Source organism: Limnohabitans lacus (genome assembly GCF_030053395.1).
GTDB classification, from domain to species: Bacteria; Pseudomonadota; Gammaproteobacteria; order Burkholderiales; family Burkholderiaceae_C; genus Limnohabitans_A; species Limnohabitans_A lacus.
Genome location: NZ_JASGBH010000008.1, coordinates 62,525 through 84,893, shown reverse-complemented (window position 1 = coordinate 84,893; position 22,369 = coordinate 62,525). Strand labels below are relative to the sequence as shown.

23 protein-coding genes are annotated in these 22,369 nt (G+C 61.0%); 13 read left to right on the top strand and 10 right to left on the bottom strand.

The window, feature by feature from the left end:
- The first annotated feature begins 110 nt into the window (after positions 1-110).
- A complete protein-coding gene (locus tag QLQ16_RS11515; protein WP_283224824.1) occupies positions 111-1,187 on the top strand; it encodes an AbrB family transcriptional regulator in 1,077 nt (358 codons plus the stop codon).
- A 30-nt stretch (positions 1,188-1,217) separates the two neighbouring features.
- Here the strand turns inward: QLQ16_RS11515 and QLQ16_RS11510 are convergent, their stop codons facing one another.
- The 3 genes from QLQ16_RS11510 to QLQ16_RS11500 all read right to left on the bottom strand — a co-directional run bounded on the left by QLQ16_RS11510 (position 1,218) and on the right by QLQ16_RS11500 (position 3,506).
- On the bottom strand, positions 1,218-1,499 hold the full coding sequence (locus QLQ16_RS11510; RefSeq protein ID WP_283224823.1) for a BTH_I0359 family protein: 282 nt from the start codon (positions 1,497-1,499) through the stop codon (positions 1,218-1,220).
- A gap of 72 nt (positions 1,500-1,571) precedes the next feature.
- Complete coding sequence (locus QLQ16_RS11505) at positions 1,572-2,678, bottom strand: DUF3108 domain-containing protein (protein ID WP_283224822.1); 1,107 nt, start codon at positions 2,676-2,678, stop codon at positions 1,572-1,574.
- Positions 2,679-2,684: 6 nt separating this feature from the next.
- Positions 2,685-3,506: an IclR family transcriptional regulator gene (locus QLQ16_RS11500; protein WP_283224821.1), complete on the bottom strand. Its 822-nt coding sequence runs from the start codon at positions 3,504-3,506 to the stop codon at positions 2,685-2,687.
- A gap of 102 nt (positions 3,507-3,608) precedes the next feature.
- Here QLQ16_RS11500 and QLQ16_RS11495 point away from each other — a divergent pair, with 102 nt between their 5' ends.
- Positions 3,609-4,628 (top strand): fumarylacetoacetate hydrolase family protein, encoded by a 1,020-nt coding sequence (locus QLQ16_RS11495; RefSeq protein WP_283224820.1) that lies wholly within the window; start codon positions 3,609-3,611, stop codon positions 4,626-4,628.
- Positions 4,629-4,684: 56 nt separating this feature from the next.
- On the opposite strand, the gene gatB is transcribed toward QLQ16_RS11495, so the two are convergent.
- From gatB to gatC, 3 genes are read right to left on the bottom strand one after another with little or no spacing between them, the layout of a single operon-like run.
- Positions 4,685-6,136, bottom strand: a complete 1,452-nt coding sequence (gene gatB / locus QLQ16_RS11490; RefSeq protein WP_283224819.1) for an Asp-tRNA(Asn)/Glu-tRNA(Gln) amidotransferase subunit GatB — start codon at positions 6,134-6,136, stop codon at positions 4,685-4,687.
- Position 6,137: 1 nt separating this feature from the next.
- Complete coding sequence (gatA, locus tag QLQ16_RS11485; protein ID WP_283224818.1) at positions 6,138-7,598, bottom strand: Asp-tRNA(Asn)/Glu-tRNA(Gln) amidotransferase subunit GatA; 1,461 nt, start codon at positions 7,596-7,598, stop codon at positions 6,138-6,140.
- Positions 7,599-7,601: 3 nt separating this feature from the next.
- Entirely contained in the window at positions 7,602-7,901 is a 300-nt protein-coding gene (gene gatC / locus QLQ16_RS11480; protein ID WP_283224817.1) for an Asp-tRNA(Asn)/Glu-tRNA(Gln) amidotransferase subunit GatC, read from the bottom strand.
- A 213-nt stretch (positions 7,902-8,114) separates the two neighbouring features.
- Between gatC and QLQ16_RS11475 the strand changes: the two genes are divergently transcribed.
- The 4 genes from QLQ16_RS11475 (at position 8,115) to mrdA (ending at position 12,686) form a co-directional block, all read left to right on the top strand.
- Positions 8,115-9,158, top strand: a complete 1,044-nt coding sequence (locus tag QLQ16_RS11475) for a rod shape-determining protein (RefSeq protein WP_283224816.1) — start codon at positions 8,115-8,117, stop codon at positions 9,156-9,158.
- Between the two features lie 71 nt (positions 9,159-9,229).
- On the top strand, positions 9,230-10,180 hold the full coding sequence (gene mreC, locus QLQ16_RS11470) for a rod shape-determining protein MreC (RefSeq protein WP_283224815.1): 951 nt from the start codon (positions 9,230-9,232) through the stop codon (positions 10,178-10,180).
- A complete protein-coding gene (gene mreD, locus QLQ16_RS11465) occupies positions 10,177-10,698 on the top strand; it encodes a rod shape-determining protein MreD (protein WP_283224814.1) in 522 nt (173 codons plus the stop codon). The genes mreC and mreD overlap by 4 nt, the downstream gene beginning before the upstream one ends.
- Before the next feature lie 23 nt (positions 10,699-10,721).
- A complete protein-coding gene (gene mrdA / locus QLQ16_RS11460) occupies positions 10,722-12,686 on the top strand; it encodes a penicillin-binding protein 2 (protein WP_488801403.1) in 1,965 nt (654 codons plus the stop codon).
- 15 nt (positions 12,687-12,701) lie between these two features.
- Here mrdA and QLQ16_RS11455 read toward each other — a convergent pair whose 3' ends face one another.
- The 4 genes from QLQ16_RS11455 to QLQ16_RS11440 form a co-directional block, all read right to left on the bottom strand.
- A complete protein-coding gene (locus QLQ16_RS11455) occupies positions 12,702-13,115 on the bottom strand; it encodes a VOC family protein (protein WP_283224913.1) in 414 nt (137 codons plus the stop codon).
- A 41-nt stretch (positions 13,116-13,156) separates the two neighbouring features.
- Positions 13,157-13,531: a hypothetical protein gene (locus tag QLQ16_RS11450; protein WP_283224812.1), complete on the bottom strand. Its 375-nt coding sequence runs from the start codon at positions 13,529-13,531 to the stop codon at positions 13,157-13,159.
- A gap of 16 nt (positions 13,532-13,547) precedes the next feature.
- The gene (locus QLQ16_RS11445; protein WP_283224811.1) at positions 13,548-13,910 is read right to left on the bottom strand and encodes a TraR/DksA family transcriptional regulator; all 363 of its coding nucleotides are present in this window, start codon (positions 13,908-13,910) and stop codon (positions 13,548-13,550) included.
- Between the two features lie 162 nt (positions 13,911-14,072).
- A complete protein-coding gene (locus QLQ16_RS11440) occupies positions 14,073-14,720 on the bottom strand; it encodes a glutathione S-transferase (protein ID WP_283224810.1) in 648 nt (215 codons plus the stop codon).
- Between the two features lie 228 nt (positions 14,721-14,948).
- Between QLQ16_RS11440 and QLQ16_RS11435 the strand changes: the two genes are divergently transcribed.
- The 7 genes from QLQ16_RS11435 to QLQ16_RS11405 all read left to right on the top strand — a co-directional run bounded on the left by QLQ16_RS11435 (position 14,949) and on the right by QLQ16_RS11405 (position 22,298).
- The gene (locus QLQ16_RS11435) at positions 14,949-15,413 is read left to right on the top strand and encodes a (2Fe-2S)-binding protein (RefSeq protein ID WP_283224809.1); all 465 of its coding nucleotides are present in this window, start codon (positions 14,949-14,951) and stop codon (positions 15,411-15,413) included.
- Positions 15,414-15,430: 17 nt separating this feature from the next.
- Positions 15,431-17,572, top strand: a complete 2,142-nt coding sequence (locus tag QLQ16_RS11430; protein WP_283224808.1) for a xanthine dehydrogenase family protein molybdopterin-binding subunit — start codon at positions 15,431-15,433, stop codon at positions 17,570-17,572.
- A 16-nt stretch (positions 17,573-17,588) separates the two neighbouring features.
- Entirely contained in the window at positions 17,589-18,614 is a 1,026-nt protein-coding gene (locus QLQ16_RS11425; protein ID WP_283224807.1) for an XdhC family protein, read from the top strand.
- Positions 18,615-18,678: 64 nt separating this feature from the next.
- Positions 18,679-19,023, top strand: coding sequence for a DUF2946 family protein (locus QLQ16_RS11420; RefSeq protein ID WP_283224806.1), 345 nt, complete (start codon positions 18,679-18,681; stop codon positions 19,021-19,023).
- 119 nt (positions 19,024-19,142) lie between these two features.
- Positions 19,143-19,610 (top strand): copper chaperone PCu(A)C, encoded by a 468-nt coding sequence (locus tag QLQ16_RS11415; RefSeq protein ID WP_283224805.1) that lies wholly within the window; start codon positions 19,143-19,145, stop codon positions 19,608-19,610.
- A gap of 35 nt (positions 19,611-19,645) precedes the next feature.
- A complete protein-coding gene (locus QLQ16_RS11410) occupies positions 19,646-20,008 on the top strand; it encodes a DUF2946 family protein (protein WP_283224804.1) in 363 nt (120 codons plus the stop codon).
- Between the two features lie 97 nt (positions 20,009-20,105).
- Positions 20,106-22,298 carry a TonB-dependent receptor family protein gene (locus tag QLQ16_RS11405; protein ID WP_283224803.1) on the top strand — a complete coding sequence of 731 codons (2,193 nt, stop codon included), beginning with the start codon at positions 20,106-20,108 and terminating at the stop codon, positions 22,296-22,298.
- Positions 22,299-22,369 lie beyond the last annotated feature (71 nt).

Below are 22,369 nucleotides of genomic sequence, written 5' to 3'. Positions count from 1 at the left end.
CGCTTTGTGGAGGTTGTGCCTTGTTTTTTTGCAGGTCGGCGCTGCAGCGGCGACGGTGTCGGTGACTGCGCAGGCCGCATGTCGGGGCTGAAGCCGCCGACCTCAAGAAGATGATTTCCGGACTTCGCGTCGCGTTGACTTTGTTGGTGGCGCTGGCTGCGGCCGAGCTGTGCGTGTGGCTGCACACCCCGATCCCGTGGATGCTGGGGCCCCTGATCATCACGGCGCTGGGGTCCATGGCGGGCATGCCCACGCGCAGCTCGGGCTGGTTGCGCAATGCGGGGCAGTGGGTGATTGGCGTGGCTTTGGGGCTGTATTTCACGCCCGAGGTCAGCGCCTTGGTGATCAGCCTGTGGTGGGCGATCGTGTTGGCCATTGGCTGGGCTTTGCTGTTGGGGGCCTTGTTTGGCCAGTGGCTGCACCGCCAACATGCGGCTGATTTTGGGCATTTGTCGCCTCGGGCCTTGCGGGCCACCACCTATTTCTCCAGCGCCATTGGTGGCGCATCCGAGATGACTTTGTTGTCCGAGCGGCATGGCGCCCGCACCGACTTGGTGGCGGCGGCGCACAGCGTGCGGCTGCTGTGCGTGGTGATCGCGGTGCCCTTTGGCATGCAATGGGCGCAGCACCGCTGGGGTCTGCATGTGGATGCCAGCTTGTTGCCCGGCCCGCGTGTGGCGCAATGGCCCGGTTTGCTGTGGCTGGCGCTGGTCACCGCCCTGGGGGCTGGCGTGATGGTGGCCATCAAGCGCACCAATCCCTGGTTCATGGGGCCTTTGTTGGCCTCGATGGCGCTGACGCTTTCGGGCGTGGAATGGTCGGCGGTGCCCAATGACTTGTCGAACGCTGCCCAGTTGGTGATCGGGGTGAGTTTGGGGGTGCGCTTTCGCAGGGAGTTTGTGCACACCGCGCCGCAATGGTTGCTGTCGGCTGCCGGCGGCACCTTTGTGATGACGGCCGTCTCGCTGGGCTTTGGTTGGCTGATGGCTTGGCTCACAGGCCTGCACCCGGCCACCTTGATCTTGGGCACCGCGCCCGGCGGCATCGCTGAGATGGCCATCACGGCCAAGGTCTTGCAACTGGGCGTGCCCGTGGTGACCGCGTTTCAGGTGTGCCGCTTGGTGGCGGTGCTGCTGATGGTGGGGCCGCTGTTCAAGTGGGTGATTGCCCAAGATAAAACCGCCTGACGGCGGTTGGGGTGGGGCGGTAGCTGGGTTTCAGTGCACCACGACCGGCTGCTGCGCGAGGCCGGTGTAGCCCTCCAGCGTGTCTTCGACCTCTTCTTGGGTGGGGGTGTGCTGTTGCCAGGCCTGGATTTGTTGTTGGAACATTTCGGCCCAAGAACCGTCCAGGTAAACCTCTTTGCCCGAGCGCTTGTCCACGATTTCAAAACCATGGCGCTCCAGCAGGGGTTGGCTGGTGGCCGGTGTGGTCTGTGCAGGCGCGTTGGCCAGCAGGTGCATCACGGCAAAGGTTTCAGATTCGTACAACAGGTTCATGGTTTGATTTTCCCTTAGCTTCTGCGAATCATGTGGGGTCATTGTGCATGAACTTCAAGGGCATGGGGCTTTTCACGATGCCGGCAAAGCCGACAATTTTTCAAGGCTGCGCAGATTCAGATCGATGTAGCTGCCGCTGACTTGCGTGATGCGGATGCGCGCCGGCAACCAATGGTGTTGGGCCGAGACCCAAAACTCGACTTTGGCATCGAAACGCTGGCGCGGCTGACAGACCCATTTGAAGGTTTCAAGCGCTTTGCCCTCGACGGTGAGCGTTTCTTTTTGCTCCAAGGTCAACAGCCAAGGCAGGGCATCGCGCAAGGTGATGGTTTGAATTTGCACACGCGCACCCGGCACAAAGCGCTCGGGCGTGCCGGCCATGGCGGCGGCCAGTTGCACATACAGGCTGATTTGGTCTTGCGCGCTCGCCAGCAAAGGCGCTTCGGGCGCGTTGTTGCTGAACACCACGCGGTTTTTTTCGCGGTCAAAGTGCGCGGCCCGCTCGCCCCGCCAACTGTCTGAGAAACGGCGCGGTGACAGCCCGGCGGCCGTGATCTCGCCCACGCTGCGCCAGTGGCGCGAGCCCACCAAAAAAGCCTTGACCGAAAGGGCCATCGCATACGCTTGGTCGTTGTGCTGCCAGTTCAACTCGCCGCTGGCGAAGTAGTTCAGGCCTTTTTCTTGCCCCGTCAGGTCATAGCGCAGCAGGCTGGACGGCGGCAAGGCCCCCAAGGGGATGTGCGGCAACACCTCGGCCGGTGACAAGGACAGAGCGGGCTCTGCGGTGGCCACCGGTGCTGTGCTGGCGCTGGGTGCCTCCATGGCAGGCGTGGCTTCAGGCGCGGCCTTTTCGGGCGAGGTGGCTGTGGCCACCTCCGTTGGCGCGATCGGTTCAGCCACCCGTGTGGCTTCAGGCATGGGGCTTGGCGTGGGTGCGGCTTCTTGGGCCAAGCGGGGACGATGCACTTTGGGTTTTGGGGCTGGCGCTTCGGCCACTGGGGCGGGCGGCGCGATCATGCGGGTTTGCAAAGGGCTGACCTGAGTCGATGTGCGGTCTTGCAACTGAAAATCCAAGGCGCCCGACAGACCGAGCAAAAGCGCCCCATGCGCCAGCAACACGGCCGCCATCAGCCACGACAAAGTGCGGCGCGATGGGTGGCTGGGCAGGGCGGTGCTCACCTGAAATCAGTCCGTGCGCCAGCCCAGGTCTGCCGACAATTGGCGGGCAAATTGGCGCAGGGCTTGAGCGGCCGGGCCGGTCCAATCGGCATTGAAGGTGGCCGACGAGCCCAGCGAGACCACGCCCAGAGCCAGGTGACCGTCCGCATCGAACACGGGCGCGCAAAAGCCTGAAATGCCGGGCAGCAAAACGTTGACCACGCGGCCCAGCCCTTGCTCGCGGGTTTCTTTCAGAATGGCCTTCACCTCGGCGGCCGTGCTGGGCAAATCGCTGCGGCCCAGTTTGCGGGTCAGGGCCAGTTCGGCCTCGATCTTGGCGTGGGCTTTGTCCACTCCGCCGCCGTGCCCCACAAAGGCCGCAAAGCAGCGTCCCGTGGCCGAGGACAGCAAAGGCATCACATCGCCCAAACGCAAATTGACCGGCACCGCCATGGGCGACTCTTGCCAATGCACGAGGGTGGGGCCGTGGTTGCCCCAGACGGCGAGGGCCAGGGTGTGGCCGGTTTGCTCCATCAGGGCGGGCAGTCGCTCGCGGGCCATCTTGACGGCATCGAGCCGCGACAGGGTGGCCAGCCCCAAGCGCAGTGTGGCGGGCCCCAGTTCGTAGCGGGTGCTGGTGCTGTCTTGCACCACCAAGCCCAGTCGCTGGAAACTCACCAGATAGCGGTGCGCCTTGGCCGCGCTCATGCCGGCGGCAAAGGCCAGGTCGCGCAGCATCAAGGCGCCGGGGGCTTGGGCCAGCACGTCCAGCAGGGCAAAACCCACTTCGACGGACTGGATGCCAGCGCGTTCTTTGCCTTCTTCGGCGGGGTTGGTGTCAGGGGCCATTTGGTCTAGAATCAAGTTTCGTTTAGTTAAACGAGTTTAACAATGCGTAATTTGCGCGCTGACCCACTGTAGCGCATTGCGACACCCACGGACACACACAACATGAAATTGGCGACATACAAAGACGGCTCACGCGATGGTCAACTGGTGCTGGTTTCCCGCGATCTGAGTACCGCCCATTATGCGACCGGCATCGCCAACACATTGCAGCAGGTGCTGGACGACTGGAACTTTCTGGCGCCCCAATTGGAAGATCTGTACACCACGCTCAACCAAGGCAAAGCGCGGCACGCCTTTTCCTTCAACCCCGAGCAGTGCATGGCGCCTTTGCCGCGTGCTTACCAATGGGCCGACGGCTCGGCCTACATCAACCACGTGGAGCTGGTGCGCGCCGCGCGCAACTCCGAAGTGCCCAGCAGTTTCTACACCGACCCGCTGATGTACCAGGGCGGCAGCGATGACTTCATCGGCCCTTGCGACCCCGTGGTCTGCGCCAGCGAAGCCTTTGGCATCGACTTCGAGGCCGAGATCGCCGTCATCACCAGCGATGTGCCCATGCAAACCAATGCCGATGACGCGATCGACGCGGTGCGCCTGCTCATGCTGGCCAACGACGTGAGCCTGCGCAACCTGATTCCGAACGAGCTGGCCAAAGGCTTTGGCTTCTTCCAGAGCAAGCCCGCCACCGCCTTCAGCCCCGTGGCCATCACGCCCGACGAACTGGGCGACGCTTGGCAAGGTGGCCGTGTCCACCTGACGCTCCAGTCCACCTGGAATGGCCGCAAAGTGGGCATGTGCGAAGCCGGCCCCGAGATGACCTTCCACTTCGGTCAGCTGATTGCCCACATCTGCAAAACCCGCAACGTGCGCGCCGGCTCCATCGTGGGCAGCGGCACGGTGAGCAACAAGAGTGAAGAAGTTAACGGCCAGAAAACTTGGCCCAAGGGCTACAGCTGCATCGCCGAAAAACGCGCCATCGAAACCATCTTGGACGGCAAACCCAGCACCGAGTTCATGAAGTTCGGCGACACCATCCGCATCGAAATGAAGGGTCCAAACGGGGAAAGCCTGTTTGGGGCGATTGAGCAGGACATCGTGCCTTTGGTCCAGGCTGAAGCGTAAAAAAGCCGTTTGCGCTTCACGGCTGAAGCGCAAACGGCCAGGGGTGACGAGGTCGATCAGCCCAGCTTCTTCATCAACAACGCATTGACCTGCCCCGGATTGGCCTTGCCCTTGCTGGCTTTCATGATCGGGCCGACCAGGCCGTTCAGGGCTTTGGCGTTGCCGGCCTTGAACTCTTCCACGTTCTTGGGGTTGGCGGCCAGAACTTCGTCGATGATCTTTTCCAGCTCGCCGGTGTCGTTCATCTGCTTGAGGCCTTTGGCTTCGATGATGGCGTCGACTTCGCCTTCCTTGTTCCACAGACCTTCAAACACCTGACGCGCCGCGTTGTTGCTGATGGTGTTGTCGCTGATGCGGCCGATAAGAGCCGCCAGTTGGGCAGCGCTGACGGGCGCTTGCTCAATGCTCATCTCGCTGGCGTTCAAGCGGCGTGACACCTCGCCCATGATCCAGTTGCTGGCCAGCTTGGGCTGGCCGCACGCCTTGGCCGTGGCTTCAAAGTAGGCGGCGACCGCTTTGCTTTGCGTCAGTTGCGTGGCGTCGTATTCAGGCAGTGCGTAGTCTTTGACAAAACGCTCGGCCATCACGCGGGGCAGCTCGGCCATTTCGCCTTTGACGCGCTCGACCCAGTCGCGGCCAATCACCAGCGGTGGCAGGTCCGGATCGGGGAAATAGCGGTAGTCGGCGGCGTCTTCCTTGGTGCGCATGGCGCGGGTCTCGCCCGTGTCGGGGTCGAACAGCACCGTGGCTTGCTGGATGGCGTGACCGTCTTCGATTTGCTCGATTTGCCAACGCACTTCGTAGTCGATGGCCTGCTGCATGAACTTGAAACTGTTCAGGTTCTTGATCTCGCGGCGGGTGCCCAGCTCGGCGCCAGGCTTGCGCACCGAGACGTTGGCGTCGCATCGGAACGAGCCCTCTTGCATGTTGCCGTCGCAAATGCCAATCCATGTCACGATTTTGTGCAGTTCTTTGGCGTAGGCCACGGCTTCTTCGCTGCTGCTCATGTCGGGCCGTGTCACGATCTCCAAAAGCGGCGTGCCCGCGCGGTTCAGGTCGATGCCGCTTTGCCCAATGAAGTCTTCGTGCAGTGATTTGCCCGCGTCTTCTTCGAGGTGGGCACGCTCCAGGCGCACGGTTTTGCGCACGGTCTCTTTGCCTTCTTCGAGGAAGAACGACACCTCGCCGCCTTGCACCACCGGGATCTCGAACTGGCTGATCTGGTAGCCCTTGGGCAGATCGGGGTAAAAGTAGTTTTTGCGCGCAAAGATGCTGCGCTCAGCGATGTGGGCGTTGATGGCCAAGCCGAATTCAATGGCGCGTTCCACTGCGCCGATGTTCATCACCGGCAGCGTGCCGGGCAGGGCCATGTCCACCGCGCAGGCTTGCGTGTTGGCTTCGGCGCCAAAGGCGGTGGCGGCGCGGCTGAAGATCTTGCTGGTGGTCGAAAGTTGGGCGTGTGTTTCAAAGCCGATGACGACTTCGTAGCCTTGGACGAGTTTGCTCATATCAAATGCCCTCCGGCTTGCGAAGGTGGAAATCGGTCGCCTGTTGCAGGCGGTGCGCGGCGTTCAGCAACTGGGCTTCCTTGAAATAGTTGCCAATCAACTGCAGGCCCACGGGCATGCCCTGTGCGCCAAAGCCTGCGGGCACGCTCATGCCGGGCAAACCGGCCAGCGAGGCGGGCAGGGTGAAGATGTCGGCCAGATAGTCGGCCACAGGGTCGTTGGCGTTGTCGCCAAATTTCCAAGCCACTGTCGGTGCCACCGGTCCTGCGATCACGTCGCATTCTTTGAATGCGTTTTGGAAGTCGTCGGCGATCATGCGGCGGATTTTTTGCGCTTGCAGGTAGTAGGCGTCGTAGTAGCCGTGGCTCAGCACATAAGCGCCGGTCATGATGCGGCGCTTGACTTCGTTGCCAAAGCCTTCAGCGCGGGTCTTTTTGTACATGTCCACCAGGTCGGTGTAGTCCTTGGCGCGGTGGCCAAATTTCACGCCGTCAAAGCGGCTCAAGTTGGAGCTGGCTTCGGCCGGGGCAATGATGTAGTACACCGGAATCGACAACTCGGTGCGCGGCAGGCTGATGGGCACCAGCTTGGCGCCGAGCTTTTCATACTCGCGCAAAGCGCTGTCCACGGCGGCGCGCACATCGGCTGACAAGCCTTCACCAAAGAATTCTTGAGGAATGCCGATGCGCAGGCCTTCGATCGAGCTGTTCAGCGATGCCGTGAAGTCTTCGCTGGGCATGTCCAGCGAAGTCGAGTCGCGGTCGATGTCGCCGCCGCACATGGCACTCAGCAAGAGGGCGCAGTCTTCAGCGCTGCGGGCCATGGGGCCGGCTTGGTCCAAGCTGGAGGCGTAGGCGATCATGCCGTAGCGCGATGCGCGGCCATAGGTCGGTTTGATGCCGGTGATGCCGCAAAAGCTGGCGGGTTGGCGGATCGAGCCGCCCGTGTCGGTGCCGGTGGCCGCAGGGGCCAGGCCAGCGGCCACTGCCGCTGCGCTGCCGCCAGAAGACCCGCCGGGCACGCGGGTCGTGTCCCAGGGGTTTTGCACCGGGCCGTAGGCCGAGTTCTCGTTGGCCGAGCCCATGGCGAATTCGTCGCAGTTGAGCTTGCCCAAAGACACCATGCCCGCCGTGCGCAGGCGCTGCACCACGGTGGCATCAAAGGGCGAGCGGTAGCCGCTCAGGATTTTGGAGCCAGCGGTGGTGGCGAAGTCGCGGGTCACGAACACGTCCTTGTGCGCCACAGGCACGCCTTCGAGGGGGCCTGCGGTCCCGTCCGCCAGTTTGGCGTCCGAAGCTTGGGCTTGGGCCAACGTCACTTCGCTGTCGATGTCCAAAAAGGTGTTGTGCGGGTTGCCGCCCATGCGGGCCAAAAAGCGGGTCGCCACTTCGACGGCGCTGACTTCTTTGTTCTGTAATAGGGTGGCCAGCGCTTTCACGCTGAGGTTGTGCAGATCACTCATGGCTTACTCGATGACTTTGGGAACCAGGAACAGGCCGCGTTCGACGGCCGGGGCGCTTTGCTGGTTCAGATCGCGTTGGTTGGGCTCGCTGGCCACGTCAGGTCGCAGGCGCAGTGTGATGTCCCGGATGGCCGCCACAGGGTGGGCCATGGGCTCGATCCCCGTGGTGTCCACCGCCTGCATGGCTTTCACAATGCCAAAGAAGCCGTTGATCTGGGTGAGCATGCGCTCACTTTCTTCGGTCTTGAGCTCCAGACGGGCGAGGTTCGCGATCCGGGCAATATCCTGCGAGGTCAGGGACATGGTTTGAAAAAGAGTTTTAAAGGTCGGTTTTTACCGGTTTGGCGAAGCACTTTGGTGCAAGCATGCCCGGGGGATCGGGTATTATCCTGTGTTTGTTGCGGGGCCTGAACCGCCGTCATGGCAAGACCGCATCGCCCCCCCCAATTTGACAGTAGCGATCAGCACGTTCAAAGGCACTTTGGCCTTCGTGATCTGGCGCCAAAGGATTCCCGAATGTTCTCATCATTTCGCCGCTATTTCTCCAGTGACCTGGCCATTGACCTGGGCACTGCGAACACCCTGATCTTTGTGCGCGACAAAGGCATCGTGCTCGACGAGCCATCTGTGGTGGCCATCCGTCATGAAGGCGGCCCCCAAGGCAAGAAGACTTTGCAAGCCGTGGGCCATGAAGCCAAGGCCATGCTGGGCAAAGTGCCCGGCAACATCGAAGCCATCCGCCCCATGAAGGACGGCGTGATCGCCGACTTCACGGTGACCGAGCAGATGCTCAAGCAGTTCATCCGCATGGTGCACCCCCGCAGCACTTTCCGTCCCAGCCCCCGCATCATCATTTGCGTGCCTTGCGGCTCCACCCAGGTCGAGCGCCGCGCCATTCGTGAATCGGCTTTGGGCGCTGGTGCTTCCGAGGTGTATCTGATCGAAGAACCCATGGCCGCAGCCATCGGTGCGGGCCTGCCCGTGTCGGAGGCTTCGGGCTCCATGGTCGTGGACATCGGTGGCGGCACCACCGAGGTGGGCGTGATCTCACTGGGCGGCATGGTCTACAAAGGCAGTGTGCGCGTGGGTGGCGACAAATTCGACGAAGCCATCATCAGCTACATCCGCCGCAACTACGGCATGTTGATCGGCGAGCCCACGGCAGAGGCCATCAAGAAAAGCATTGGCTCAGCCTTCCCGGGCAGCGAGGTCAAGGAAATGGAAGTCAAAGGCCGCAACCTGTCCGAAGGTGTGCCCCGCAGCTTCACCATTAGTTCCAATGAAATCTTGGAAGCATTGACCGATCCGCTGAACAACATCGTGTCGGCCGTTAAAACCGCTTTGGAGCAAACGCCTCCCGAGTTGGGCGCCGACATTGCCGAGCGCGGCATGATGCTCACCGGTGGTGGCGCCCTGTTGCGTGACTTGGACCGTTTGCTGGCCGAAGAAACCGGCTTGCCCGTGTTGGTGGCCGAAGACCCACTGACCTGCGTGGCCCGTGGTTGCGGCATGGCGCTGGAGCGCATGGACCAGCTGGGCAGCATTTTCACCAGCGAGTAAGCCTGTGCCGGCCTGTCCAGTGCAGGCCGCTTGCGGTTTGTCATCCACCCTGAATCCGGTGCAATTCGACCATGGCTCTGGATACCTTTGAGCGCAGTGCGCCGCCAATTTTTCGGCAGGGCCTGTCTGCGATCTCCAAATTGGTTTTGCTTGGCTTGTTGTCCATCTTGTTGATGGCGGCCGATCACCGTCTCAAAATTTCTTACCCTGTTCGCGCGGGCATCGCCATGGTCCTGGCCCCCTTGCAATGGTTGTCTTTGCAGCCTGGGCGGGCCGCTCAGGGCTTGAGCGAGTATTTCGTTGATCTGGACAAAGCGCGAGATGCGGCACAGAGTTTTCAGGCTCGCTCGATCGGTCAAACACAACGCCTGCAACAAGTCGAGCAATTGCTGCAGGAAAACGCCCAGCTGCGTGAATTGCTCGATCTGCGCAAAGAATTTGCGGGGCCATCCAAGCCGGTTCAGGTTTTGTACGCCACCACCGACGCGTACAGTGAACGCGTGATCGTCGATCGTGGTCACAACGGCGGTATTGAGCCCGGCTCGGCTGTGATCGATGCGGCGGGCGTGTTCGGTCAGATCACCCGTGTTTACCCCCTTATCAGCGAGGTGACCTTGTTGACCGACCGGGACCAAAGCATCCCGGTGATGAATGCGAGAACGGGCACGCGCCATGTTGCCAACGGCGATCCCAACACCTTGGGGGGCTCGTTGGAATTGAAGTTTGTGCCCGCTGGTGCAGACATGAAAGAAGGCGATTTGCTCACCACCAGCGGCATCGATGGGGTTTACCCGGCCGGTTTGCATGTGGGCACCATCACCCAGATTGACCGTCGCATTGACTCGTCGTTTGCGCGTGTGCATGCCAAGCCGATGGCCGTGGTGCGCGGTCGTCATTTGTTGGTGCTGGCGCCCGTGAAAGATTGGCCTGCATTGCCCGCGCCAGTGGTGCCCGTCAAAAACCACAGCAAACACAAAACTTCGGCCACACCCGCAGCGGCCGCCTCAGGAGTCAAACCATGATCATGCCTGCAGGTCGTCCTTTGCTGCTGCCAGCCAATCCGCGCTTCATTGCATTCACGTTGCTGTTGGCCTTGCTGGTCAATATGCTGTTGGGCCTGACAGGGCTGCGGTGGTTGCCCGATGTTCTGGCCATCGTGGTGGTGTTCTGGAATGTGCACCAACCCCGGCGCGTGGGCGTCTTGCTGGCCTTTGTCTTGGGCCTGGCGCTCGATGTGCACGAGTCGGCCTTGCTGGGTCAAAACGCTTTGTCGTATGTGGTGCTCAGCAGCATGGCGCTGGCCATTCAGCGCCGCTTGCTGTGGTTTCCTTTGCGCGAGCAAGCGCTGCAAATCGTGCCTCTGTTCATCGTCGCGGCGGTTTTGGAGTGGGGCACGCGCTTGATTGTGCAAGACGCCTGGCCGCACTGGAGCCAGCTGTTTTCACCGTTTTTGCAAGCAGCCTTGTGGCCCTTGTTGGGGGCTTTGTTGTTGGCCCCGCAAAGGCGCGCCTTTGCGCCGGACGACATCCGGCCGCTTTGAACATGCGAATCAGTCTGCCTTCGCTGGCCGAGCTGCGAGACACGCAGGCCGACATCTCGCGTTTTCGTGAGCGCATCTTGGTGGTGCAGGCGGTGGTGCTGGTGTGTTTTGTGCTGTTGTTGACCCGACTGGCCTATTTGCAAATAGTGCGCCACGATGACCTTTTAGAGCAGGCCGAAAACAACCGAACCGCTGTTTTGCCAACCGTCCCGCCGCGCGGCACGATCATGGATCGCAACGGCGTGGTGCTGGCCAGCAACTATTCTGCTTTCACCCTTGAGATCACACCCTCCAAGGTCAAGGACTTAGAGACGACGATCAACGAGTTGGCCGAGTTGGTGGACATTCAGGCCAAGGACCGCCGCCGCTTCAAGCGCTTGCGAGAAGAGTCCAAGAGTTTTGACTCACTGCCCATTCGTACGCGATTGACCGACGAAGAGGTGGCCCGCTTCAGTGCGCAGCGTTACCGATTTCCTGGGGTGGACATCAAGGCCCGTTTGTTCCGGCAGTACCCCTTTGGTGAGTTGGCCAGCCATGTGATCGGCTACATCGGGCGCATCAATGCCAAGGAAAAAGAGCGCATTGAAGACGACGACGAGTTGGGCAATTACCGGGGCACCGAATACATCGGCAAGTTGGGTGTCGAGCAGCGCTACGAGCGTGAGTTGCATGGCATCACCGGTGTGAACCAAGTGGAAACTTCGGCTGGAGGGCGAGCCACACGCAGCCTGTCGAGTCGACCGGCCATACCGGGCCAAAACGTGGTCCTGTCCATCGACATCCGCTTGCAAAAAATGGTCGAGGACTTGTTTGGCAACCGCCGTGGCGCCTTGGTCGCGCTGGACCCCAACACCGGTGAGGTGTTGGCCTTTGTGAGCAAACCGACCTTTGATCCCAATTTGTTCGTGGACGGGATCGATGTCGAGAACTGGCAGATGCTCAACGAGTCGATGGACAAGCCCTTGCTCAACCGTGCTTTGCGGGGCACTTACCCGCCAGGCTCCACCTACAAACCTTTCATGGCCTTGGCGGCCTTGACCACCGGTAAACGCAGTGCCAGCGCCATCACACAGGACAACGGTTCGTGGACTTTTGGCGGTCATACTTTTCGCAGCCATGGCGACTCTGGGCTGGGGCCAGTGGACATGGTGCGCTCCATCGTGTTGTCGAGCAATGTGTACTACTACTCCTTGGCCAACGACATGGGCGTGGACACCATCCATGACTTCATGAAACCGCTGGGCTTTGGACAGATCACGGGCATCGATTTGCCGGGCGAGGTGCGCGGCATCTTGCCCAGCACCGACTGGAAGCGCAACTACTACAAGCGGCCAGAGCAGCAAAAATGGTATGCCGGTGAGACGATTTCCCTGGGCATTGGTCAGGGCTACAACAACTTCACCATGCTGCAGCTGGCCTCGGCCACGGCCACTGTGGCCAGTGGTGGCATGAAATACACGCCCCGCGTGGTCAAGGCCACGCAAGACGCCTTGACCCATGCACAGTCAGCTGTCACCGATACCGCACCGGTAAACCTGGGTTTCAACCCCGATCACATTGCCGTGGTGCGCAATGGCTTGATCGGCGTGGCCACATCGGGCACCTCGGCGCAGGTGTTTGCCGGCTCGGCCTACCAAAGTGCGGGCAAGACCGGTACCGCGCAAGCGGTGACGATTGGTCAGAAAGAAAAGTACAACGCCAGCAAGTTGGGTGAATACCAGCGCGACCATGCCTTGTACATGGCCTATGCGCCGGCCGATGCGCCGCAAATTGCGCTGGCGCTGGTGGTGGAAAACGCAGGCTTTGGTGCGGCCCATGCGGCGCCGATTGCGCGGCGCGTGTTCGACTATTGGCTGCAAGGCCAATACCCCAGCCCCGAGGACATCTTGGCCACGCAGCAGGGCCAAAGCTCACGGCCCATTGGCACGCCCCGCGCCAAGCAGGACATCGTGCTGGACCCCAAAAAGGCCAGCGACGGCTTGCGCTGAGGCACGCTTGGCCGGTCAGCTTTGGTAGACCGTCTCCAGATCCGCGAAGCCTTTGACCTCGATCGGGTTGCCAAACGGGTCCATGAAAAACATGGTCCATTGTTCGCCTGGCTGACCCGCAAACCGCAGGTGCGGCTCGATCACAAAACGCAGGCCACTGGCTTTTAAGCGGTCGGCAAGCGTTTGCCAATCGCCGGCCTGCAAGATCAAACCAAAGTGTGGCATGGGCACCAGATGCTCGCCCACGCGGCCTGTGTTGCTGGTCTTGAAGGGCTCGCCCAGGTGCAGAGAAATCTGGTGCGAGAAGAAATCAAAATCCACCCAGGTGTCGGTAGAACGACCTTCTTGGCAGCCGAGCACACCGCCGTAAAAGCGGCGGGCCTCGTCCAAGTCGGATACATGAAAGGCAAGGTGAAACAAGCTGCGCATGCGTTCAAGCATAGCAGTCACCCTGCCTGCGCGCAGCAGGGTCAGCCCTGAGAAGGGTCAGCGGCCATCGCGTCAAACTTCTTGAAATACTGTTTGGCCAGGGCCGCCAATTGCGCATCGCTGGGGTGGTCGCTGGCGATGCTGTCCACGATGCGGTTTGCGGTCGCCGCTTGGTGCTGTTGGCACCAGACCCGAAATTCTTGGCGCGCCAGTCCAGGGCCGGTCAGCAGCACTTCGTGGGTGCCGATCAGCGCTGTCGCAATGTCTTGGTAGAAAGCCACCGCATCCCCCACCTTGCCTTGGTGTTTGTGGTGGCTGCGCGAGTGGATGCGTTGTGCCTGAATGTGTTCACGGTCAAACATGACCACGTGGGCTTCTTGGTGGTCCATCCAGACCACGGCGTGGAAAGTGCTCATGTGAAATCCTGGTGTGTCATCCATGGGGGTTTTCGAAACTGCTTTGGCAGTCGATGCAGCGCATCGCGGCAGGGTAAGCGGCCAAACGCGCTTCGGGGATGTGCACGCCGCAGTCCTTGCAGGAGCCATACAGCCCCGCCTCCAAGCGTTCCAGCGCCGCATCCAGCGCGCCGAGTTCGGCCGTTTCATGTTCGTTCATGGCGAACTCGTCGTTGCGCTCAGAGATGGCCTGGGCCCGGTTTTCAAAATCGCGCACATCGTGCTCGGCGGCCATGTCCACGCGAGAGACCAAGCCTCCGCGTTCTTGGGCGATGCGCGCCAGCAGTTGCGTGCGTTCGCGCAGCAGCCGCTCTTTGTGAAGGGGGTTGGATGAGTTCATGGCTTCATCCTAGGCAGGGTCACCAACAGCGGGTTGATGTGCATCAATGGCCCGTGACAAGCGGCCGTGTCCGGGGACACGGTAAACCGGTAACACCAAACCGGTAGCCGCCATGAAAAAGGGCTGCTCATTGAGCAGCCCTTGGCAAGAGAAAGGACGGTTTTACTTGGCCTTCATGCGCGAGAGCATCAGCTCCATATTGGCTTTCCGGTCGGCGTTGACCTGCTGCAAGGTGGCGCGCTCGCCCATGCGCTTCAGGTAGTCACGTACCGGCAAGTCGGCCAGAAAGTCACGGCCATAAATCAGCTTGGTGGCCCCGGAGACCAAAGGCAAATGCACCACCGCAGCGCAGTCGGCCAGTGTCAGTGTGTCGCCAGCCACATAAGGCGAGAACTTCGCCAGACCGGCAAAGGCGGCGATGTTCTTTTCGAGTTGCGCGCCGGTCTTTTCCTTGGTGCTGTCGCTGATCTTGCCGCCAAAGAAAGCTTCGGGGTACAGGTTGCGAGCCACCAGTTCCAGGTGCAGTTCCAGGAAGGTCACCAACTCGCGCACCTTGGCGGCGGCAAAGGCGTCGGCGGGCATCAAGGGGTTTTGCGGGTACTGCTGCTCGATGTACTCCATGATCACCGCCGACTCGCAGACCGGGCCTTGGGGTGTGCGGATGTAAGGCACTTTGCCAATGGGGCTGGCGGCGGGGTCGGTCTTGCCCACCCAGGCCAGCTCTTCTTCGAAAGGCACGCCTTTTTCGAGCAGGGCGAATTTGACTTTGTTGTAGTAGTTGCTGGCCGCAAAGCCGCAGAGTGTGAGCATGCGAAGTCTCCGGTGAATGTGCTTGGAAAGCAAGCTTAAACCCCGAGTGGCGTTTGATGCGTCGCATATATGACGAGCGAGGTTTGTGCAAAGGTTTTTGTAAGAAAAACTCAAGCCAGTGAAGCAGGTCTTGGGAATGTCTCTGGCAGGACAGACTCAAGGGTTCTTGCTGTGAAAAGATCTTGCAAAACAGGGTAGCCTGATTCATCTTAAAACGAGGAGACTTTGATGAGCGTGAATTTCCAAGTCAACGGCAAGCCTGCCAAGGCGAACGCCGAAACCGATACCCCCCTGTTGTGGGTTTTGCGTGACGAACTGGGCATGACCGGGACCAAGTTCGGTTGCGGCGCTGCTTTGTGTGGTGCTTGCACAGTTCATGTGAACGGTGAAGCCGTTCGCTCATGCTCGACGCCCGTGAGTGCCGTTGCTGGCAAAAAGGTGGCCACGGTGGAAGGCCTGTCCGCCAAGAACAACCACCCTCTGCAAGTGGCCTGGATCAAGCACGATGTGCCCCAGTGCGGCTATTGCCAATCGGGTCAGCTCATGAGCGCTGCCGCTTTGTTGGCCAAGAACAACAACCCCAGCGATGCGGACATCGACAACGCGATGAGCGGCAACATCTGCCGTTGCGGCACTTACCCCCGTATCCGCGCCGCCATCAAAGATGCCGCCGCCACGATGCGCAAAGCCTGATCCGCTGGAGAACACACATGACCGATTTCCAAACTTCTCGCCGTTCGTTCCTCAAAACCAGCGCAGCCGCCACCGGTGGCCTGCTGATGGCCGTCAACCTGCCTGGCACGCTGGGCCAAGCCATGGCTGCTGGCACCGTCAGCACACCCAATGCTTGGGTGCACATCGCTGACAACAACACCATCACCATCTTGAGCGCTCACTCCGAAATGGGCCAAGGCGTTCACACCTCCATGCCCATGCTAGTGGCCGAAGAACTCAATGTGGACCTGAGCCAGATCAAGGTGGTCGATGCGCCTCCTGGTGCCGCTTATGTCAACGCCTTGTTGGGCGCTCAGATCACCGGTGGCTCCACCTCGGTGCGCGGCAGCTGGGAAAAGCTGCGCGTTGCCGGCGCCCAAGTGCGTGAGATGCTGATCACCGCAGCCGCTGCCCATTGGGGTGTGGACCGTGACCAGGTCAAGGCCGACAAGGGCATGTTGTTGGGCCCCAACGGCAAGAAAGCCACTTATGGCTACTTTGCTGAATCCGCTTCTCGCCTGAGCATTCCTGAAAAGCCACCGCTCAAGGACCCCAAGGATTTCCGCCTCGTGGGCAAGCGCACCAAGCGCGTGGACACACCGGCCAAAACCAACGGCACGGCCGAGTTCGGTATCGACGTGAAGCTGCCCGGCATGGTGTACGCCACCATCGTGCAGTGCCCCGTCATCGGCGGCAAGGTCAAGAGCTTTGATGGCGCACAAGCGAAGTCCATGCCCGGCGTGCAAGCCGTGGTGCAGGTCAGCGACGGCGTGGCCGTGGTGGCCGACTCCTGGTGGCGTGCCAAAAAGGCCGCTGAAAAACTCAGCATCCAGTGGGACGAAGGCGCAGTGGCCTCGATCAGCGATGCCTCCATGCTGGAAGGCAACCGCGCGGCCGCCAAGTCTGGCAAGGTGATCCCGATCATCGCGTCCAAAGGCGATGTGGCCAAAGCCTTCCAAGGCGCCGCCAAGGTGCTGGAAGCCGAATACATCACCCCGATGCAATCGCACTCGCCACTGGAGCCCATGAACTTCACGGCCCACGTGCAAGGCAACAAAGCCTTGTTGATTGGCCCCACCCAGTTCCAGCAAGGCGCCCAAGGCGCAGTGGCCGGTGCTTTGGGCCTCAAGCCCGAAGACATCACTTTGAAGACCACTTACCTGGGGGGCGGTTTCGGTCGCCGTCTGGAGCTGGACTTCATCGTGCAAGCCGCTGAAATCTCCAAAGCTGTGGGCAAGCCCGTCAAGCTGGTGTGGACACGCGAAGAAGACATGACCCATGATTACTACCGTCCGATGGGCGTGAACAACGTCAAGGCCGGTCTGGACGCTTCGGGCATGCCCGTGGGTCTGCACTTCAAGGTCACGTCGCAGTCGATCACGCAACGTGCCTTTGGCTTGCCCAAAGAGACCTTGGACCCCTTCATGGCCGAAGCCGCCGTGACTGGCTACAACGTGCCCAACACCCAACACGACCTGGTGATCCACGACACCGGCTTCCGTGTCGGTTACTGGCGCGCTGTCAGCCACAGCATGAACGCTTTCGCCAACGAAAGCTTTGTGGACGAAATGGCCAAGGCCGCAGGTCAAGACCCTTACGCCTACCGCATGAAGATGCTCGAAGGCAAGCCACGCTATGCCAACGTGCTCAAACTGGCCGCCGAAAAAGCCGGCTGGGGCAAGCCCGTGGCCGCAGGCCGTGCCCGTGGCATCGCCTTGATGGAAGGCTACGACAGCTACATGGCGCAAGTGGCCGAGGTGAGCTTGAACAAGGACGGCAGCGTCAAAGTTCACAAGATCACGGTGGCGGCTGACGTGGGCCACATGGTCAACCCCGACACGGTGGAAGCCCAGTTGCAGTCCAGCATCATCTTCGGCATGGGCGCGGTGCTCAAGCACCAGATCACCATGGCCAACGGCCGCGTCAAAGAAACCAACTTTGCCGCCTACGAACCTGTGCGCATGTACGAAACGCCACAGATCGACATCGTGTTGGTCAAGAGCACCGAAAAGCCAGGCGGCATTGGTGAGCCCGGTACCGCTGTGGCAGCTCCGGCCATTGCCAACGCCGTGGCCGCTTTGACAGGCAAGCGCGTGCGCCGCCTGCCATTGACCGCCGACGCGATCCGTCAGGCTTGATCGTCCGGAGGCCGCTGTGGAAAGTCTGGATCTGAGAGTGCTGGCCGATGTGCTGGCCTGGAAACAGTCGGGCCACAGCGTGACCTTGGTCACCGTGGTGGAAACCTGGGGCAGCGCCCCCAGGCCACCCGGTGCTTTATTGGCTGTCAGAGACGATGGGCTGGTCAGCGGCTCTGTCTCGGGCGGTTGTGTTGAAGACGATTTGATTGCCCGCATCAAAGCTGGCGAATACGAACACCTGGCCTACCCCTCGATGGTGGCCTACGGTGCCACCAAAGAAGAAGCGGCCCGTTTCGGCTTGCCCTGTGGTGGCACTTTGCGTTTGGTGCAGGAGCCGGTGCTGGGCACCGCCTGGATCGAGCAGGTTCTGCAGCGCACCCGCACCCACCAATTGGTCGCCAGAACGCTCAGCCTCAAAGACGGCCAAGTGACTTTGCGCGATGCCCAACGAGGCGAGAAGCTGGAATTTGACGGCATCACCCTCACCACCTTGTTTGGCCCCCGCTGGCGCTTGCTGTTGATCGGCGCAGGCCAGCTCAGCCAGGCCGTGGCACAGATGGCCGGGATGCTGGACTTTGAAGTGTTGGTGTGTGACCCGCGTGAAGAGTACGCCGCCACCTTGCAGATGCACGGCGTGACCCGCGTGATGGGCATGCCCGACGATGTGGTGCAGGCCATCGTGCCCGATGCGCACACCGCCATCATCGCCTTGACCCATGACCCCAAACTGGATGACATGGCCTTGATGGAGGCCTTGAACTCAGACGCCTTCTACATCGGCGCACTGGGTTCCCGTCGCAACCAGGCCACCCGCAAGGCGCGCTTGGCAGAGCACTTTGATTTGACCGAAACCGCCTTGGCCCGCTTGCATGGCCCGGTGGGTTTGCAAGTGGGGGCCAAGACACCCTCCGAGATCGCGGTGTCCATCGTGGCCGAGATTGTCCAGGTCAAAAACAACGTGACCCAAAGCCATGGCGAAGCCTTAGCCTTGAGCAGCTTGGACATTGGGGATTCGCGCATCACCGCCTGCGCCGTCGCTTGAGCGCTGGCCACACACCTTCGGTGGTCTTGGCCCTGACTGAATCGGCAATGCGATAATCGCCGCCATGCAAACCCTGCGCAACGCCCAACTGCTCACCCGCCTCGTGCTGGTGTGGTTCGCGTTGTTCATCGGGGCTTCGGTGGCGTCGCCGCTGGTCAAGCCCGTCGAGACCCAAATGGTTTGCTCGGTCATGGGCATGAAAATGGTCGATGGCGCTGGCGACCAGACCCCGCCCGGCAGCAGCATGGACTGCCCTTTGTGCATGCCTTTGGGGGCACCTTCGGGTGTCGCGCCACAAGCCCAAGCCCCTGCAGGCTTGTCGCATGCGCTCCAAGCCATCCCGCAAGCCCGTCTGGCCGCGCTCATCGGGCAGCCTTGGCAGGCCCGAGCCCCCCCCGCTTTCGCCTGAACCATTTTCAGCTTGAGGGTCAGCCGCAGCATGGCTTGCCCAAGGCTGATGTGCCGGTGGCGCTTGTGCAGCGCACCGTCAGTGCTTTTTCCCTTTGTAATTTAAGACTGGAGTTCGCCATGAAACGCCTTGCTGTCTCTTTTGCCGTCCTGATGTCGGCCCTCGCTGTCCAAGCGCAAGTCACCGTCAAAGACGCCTGGGTGCGTGCCACCGTGACCCAACAAAAAGCCACCGGTGCTTTCATGCAGCTGCAGTCGGCGCAAGACGCCAAGTTGATCTCGGCCCAGTCGCCTGTGGCCGGTGTGGTCGAGGTGCACGAGATGGCCATGGACGGCGGCGTCATGAAAATGCGTGCGGTGCCCAGCCTGGCCTTGCCCGCTGGCAAAGCGGTGGACCTCAAGCCCGGCGGCTACCACGTCATGCTGATGGACCTGAAAGGCCAGGTCAAAGACGGTGACACCGTGCCCGTGACCCTGGTGGTCGAAGGCAAGGACGGCAAGCGCCAAACCATCGAAGTCAAAGCCCCTGCCCGCATGGCGGCGGCACCAGCGATGAAGCATGGCGAAGGCCACATGCACAAGCATTGAAACGCTTGCTCCACGACTAGAACGCAACAGCGGCCATGTTCAAGCTGGCATCAACACGTCGCCTGTGCGCCCGCTGGGTGCTGGCTTGGTACGTACTGTTCGTCGGCGTTTCGGTTTTGGCTGCCACGCTGCAGCCCAAAGCCATGGAGGTGGTGTGCTCCACCATGGGCATCATGAAGGTGGTGGTGCAAGGCGAGGGTGACGCCGCCCCCTTGAGCAGCAGCATGGACTGCCCGCTGTGCGCCCACGCCACACCCGCACTGCCGCCGCCCACGGTGGCCGCTTTGGCCCATGTGCCGGATGCTCGTGCACATATCGTCCAGGCCTTGCCCGAGGCCTTGCTGTTGGCCCGCACTGCGCCGCCATTGCCCTCTCGCGGGCCGCCTGTTTTCTATTGATCCAAGCAGCCATGCGCTTCGCACCCTCGGGTGCTGGGCCCATGTTGATGCCACTGGCCTGCGCGGCCGATGGCGACCGATCGATTGAAAACTTGTCATGAAAAATTCCCTCTCTCTTTCTCCTTTGTCATTGGCCGTGTTCGGCCTGTTCGCCAGCATCAGCGCCGCTGCGGTGGCCCAAACCGCGCCTGCGCTGGACACCATCGTGGTGTCGGGCTCACGCTCTGAAACCAAATTGTCCGAAACCCCCGTGTCCATTGGGGCCGTGAGCCGTGCCCAGTGGGATGCCGATAAGCCCAAGTCGGTGGGCGAGATCATCAACCGCATTCCAGGCGTGCACTGGAACGATTTGGGCAATGAGCAGCACAGCATGGCCATTCGCCAGCCCATCAGCACCAACGCGGTGTACCAGTACCTGGAAGACGGCATCCCGATCCGTCCCTTGGGCGTGTTCAACCACAACGCCCTGAACGAAAACAACATGAACGGCTCGGGCGGTGTGGAGGTGGTCAAAGGTGCGGCCTCGTCGCTGTACGGCAGCAACGCGGTGGGTGGCGCGGTCAACTTTTTGACGCAAAAACCTTCCCGCACGCCCACCGGCTATGTGGGCATTCGCCACGACAACACCGATGGCTTCACGCGTGTGGACTCGGGCGCAAGCAGCACCTGGGGCGATTTGGGTCTGCGGTTTTCGCACTACAGCTCACAACGCGACGCCAACAACTGGCAGCAGTACAGCGGCGGCAAAAAAGACTCTTTCACCCTGCGTGGCGACTACAACTTGGGCGACAAGTCCTGGTTGCGTGCCTCGCTGGTGCACACCCATCTGGACTCGGACACACCCGGCAGCTTGTTTGAAAACGACTTCCGCAGCAACCCCGGCAAAAGCATCAACACCTTCACCTGGCGCAAAGACAAAACCACCCGTGCCAACTTGGCCTGGGAAGGCGAAACCACCCAAGGCGGCTTGACCACGGTGACGCTGTTTGCCCGTAACAACGACCACGGCCAATTGCCCAACTACACGATTAAAAATTGTGGTGCACCAACCGACCCCAGTAAGCGTTGCGCGGCATCATCCGCACAACCGGCTACTTATTTGCCGAATGGGTTCGTTGCTGGAACGATCAACAACAACCACGTGGAGTCGCTGGGCGTGGACGTGAAGCACGAACAAAAGCTCGACTGGCTGCGTGCCCGCTTGGTCACAGGCGTCTACATCGACCGCAGCCAAAATGACTATGTGTCGGACAACTTGGCCGTGGTGCGCGATGTGCCCACAGGTCGTTATGTCAGCTACACCTTGAACAGCGTGGCCAACCCCAGCGGTGTGCGCAACTACGGCGCGGGCATTGCCAACGATGCCGCGTTTGCACAGCTCGAATTCAGTCCCAGTGAGCGCTTGCGTTTGGTGGCCGGTGGCCGTTATGACAGCATCCGCTACGACTTCAAAAACAACCTGACACCCGGGGCCAACTACGGTGCCGCCAACGAGGTGCGCGGCTTTGCCAAGTTCAGCCCCAAGCTGGGTGCGACTTATGCCCTCAGCCCCACCAGCAGCCTGTACAGCAACCTGAGCATGGGCTTCACACCGCCTGAGGTCAGCCAGCTGTACGGCAAGACCGCCATCCCTGAGTTGAATTCAGCCACGTACGACAACGTCGAAGTGGGCTGGCGTGCCTTGCTGCCTTCGGGCATTCGCCTCGATTCGGCGCTCTACCAGCTCAGTGGCAAAGACACCATCGTGTCTTACACCTCTGCAATTGGGGACAGTTACAACAAGAACGCGGGCAACACCCGCAGCCGAGGCTTGGAGCTGAGCTTGAATCAAGAGTTGCGCGCATGGGATTGGCGTGTGGGCGCGACCTGGGCCGAGCACACTTTTGTGTCTTACCGCGTGAGCGACAAAGTGGGTGCCATCGAAGACTATTCGGGCAAAGACATGCCGCAGGCGCCCAACCACACCATCACCGCCCAAGTCGGCTGGAAGTTCACACCCGCTTCGCGCGTGGCGCTGGGCTTGGTCAAGCAAGGCAGCTACTGGATGAACAACGCCAACACCGTGCGTTATGCGGGCCACACCCTGCTCAACCTGACGGCCAGCCACAAGCTGTCTGATGGCTGGGAAGTCTGGGGCCAGGTGCGTAACTTGACGGACAAGCTGTACTCGGACAACGCGTCCAGCAGCTACAAAAGCGGCGCTTACACACCCAACACGCAAAACACCTACGCCGCAGGTGCGCCGCGCAGTGTGATGCTGGGCGTGACCAAACACTTGGGTCAACGCTGATCCACGCCAAGGCTTGCGATGATTGGCGGCATCATGACGACGACATCGCAAGCTTTTTTTTCATCCAAACT

What these genes read in the sequence shown, in the direction of transcription:
- QLQ16_RS11495 (WP_283224820.1), top strand. Translation starts at nt 3,609, where the DNA reads ATGAAATTGGCGACATACAAAGACGGCTCACGCGATGGTCAACTGGTG.
- QLQ16_RS11430 (WP_283224808.1), top strand. Translation starts at nt 15,431, where the DNA reads ATGACCGATTTCCAAACTTCTCGCCGTTCGTTCCTCAAAACCAGCGCA.
- mreC (WP_283224815.1), top strand. Translation starts at nt 9,230, where the DNA reads ATGGCTCTGGATACCTTTGAGCGCAGTGCGCCGCCAATTTTTCGGCAG.
- QLQ16_RS11510 (WP_283224823.1), bottom strand. Translation starts at nt 1,499, where the DNA reads ATGAACCTGTTGTACGAATCTGAAACCTTTGCCGTGATGCACCTGCTG.
- QLQ16_RS11440 (WP_283224810.1), bottom strand. Translation starts at nt 14,720, where the DNA reads ATGCTCACACTCTGCGGCTTTGCGGCCAGCAACTACTACAACAAAGTC.
- QLQ16_RS11500 (WP_283224821.1), bottom strand. Translation starts at nt 3,506, where the DNA reads ATGGCCCCTGACACCAACCCCGCCGAAGAAGGCAAAGAACGCGCTGGC.
- QLQ16_RS11515 (WP_283224824.1), top strand. Translation starts at nt 111, where the DNA reads ATGATTTCCGGACTTCGCGTCGCGTTGACTTTGTTGGTGGCGCTGGCT.
- QLQ16_RS11405 (WP_283224803.1), top strand. Translation starts at nt 20,106, where the DNA reads ATGAAAAATTCCCTCTCTCTTTCTCCTTTGTCATTGGCCGTGTTCGGC.
- QLQ16_RS11455 (WP_283224913.1), bottom strand. Translation starts at nt 13,115, where the DNA reads ATGCGCAGCTTGTTTCACCTTGCCTTTCATGTATCCGACTTGGACGAG.
- QLQ16_RS11445 (WP_283224811.1), bottom strand. Translation starts at nt 13,910, where the DNA reads ATGAACTCATCCAACCCCCTTCACAAAGAGCGGCTGCTGCGCGAACGC.
- QLQ16_RS11450 (WP_283224812.1), bottom strand. Translation starts at nt 13,531, where the DNA reads ATGAGCACTTTCCACGCCGTGGTCTGGATGGACCACCAAGAAGCCCAC.
- gatA (WP_283224818.1), bottom strand. Translation starts at nt 7,598, where the DNA reads ATGAGTGATCTGCACAACCTCAGCGTGAAAGCGCTGGCCACCCTATTA.
- gatB (WP_283224819.1), bottom strand. Translation starts at nt 6,136, where the DNA reads ATGAGCAAACTCGTCCAAGGCTACGAAGTCGTCATCGGCTTTGAAACA.
- QLQ16_RS11415 (WP_283224805.1), top strand. Translation starts at nt 19,143, where the DNA reads ATGAAACGCCTTGCTGTCTCTTTTGCCGTCCTGATGTCGGCCCTCGCT.
- QLQ16_RS11435 (WP_283224809.1), top strand. Translation starts at nt 14,949, where the DNA reads ATGAGCGTGAATTTCCAAGTCAACGGCAAGCCTGCCAAGGCGAACGCC.
- QLQ16_RS11420 (WP_283224806.1), top strand. Translation starts at nt 18,679, where the DNA reads ATGCAAACCCTGCGCAACGCCCAACTGCTCACCCGCCTCGTGCTGGTG.
- QLQ16_RS11475 (WP_283224816.1), top strand. Translation starts at nt 8,115, where the DNA reads ATGTTCTCATCATTTCGCCGCTATTTCTCCAGTGACCTGGCCATTGAC.
- gatC (WP_283224817.1), bottom strand. Translation starts at nt 7,901, where the DNA reads ATGTCCCTGACCTCGCAGGATATTGCCCGGATCGCGAACCTCGCCCGT.
- QLQ16_RS11410 (WP_283224804.1), top strand. Translation starts at nt 19,646, where the DNA reads ATGTTCAAGCTGGCATCAACACGTCGCCTGTGCGCCCGCTGGGTGCTG.
- mreD (WP_283224814.1), top strand. Translation starts at nt 10,177, where the DNA reads ATGATCATGCCTGCAGGTCGTCCTTTGCTGCTGCCAGCCAATCCGCGC.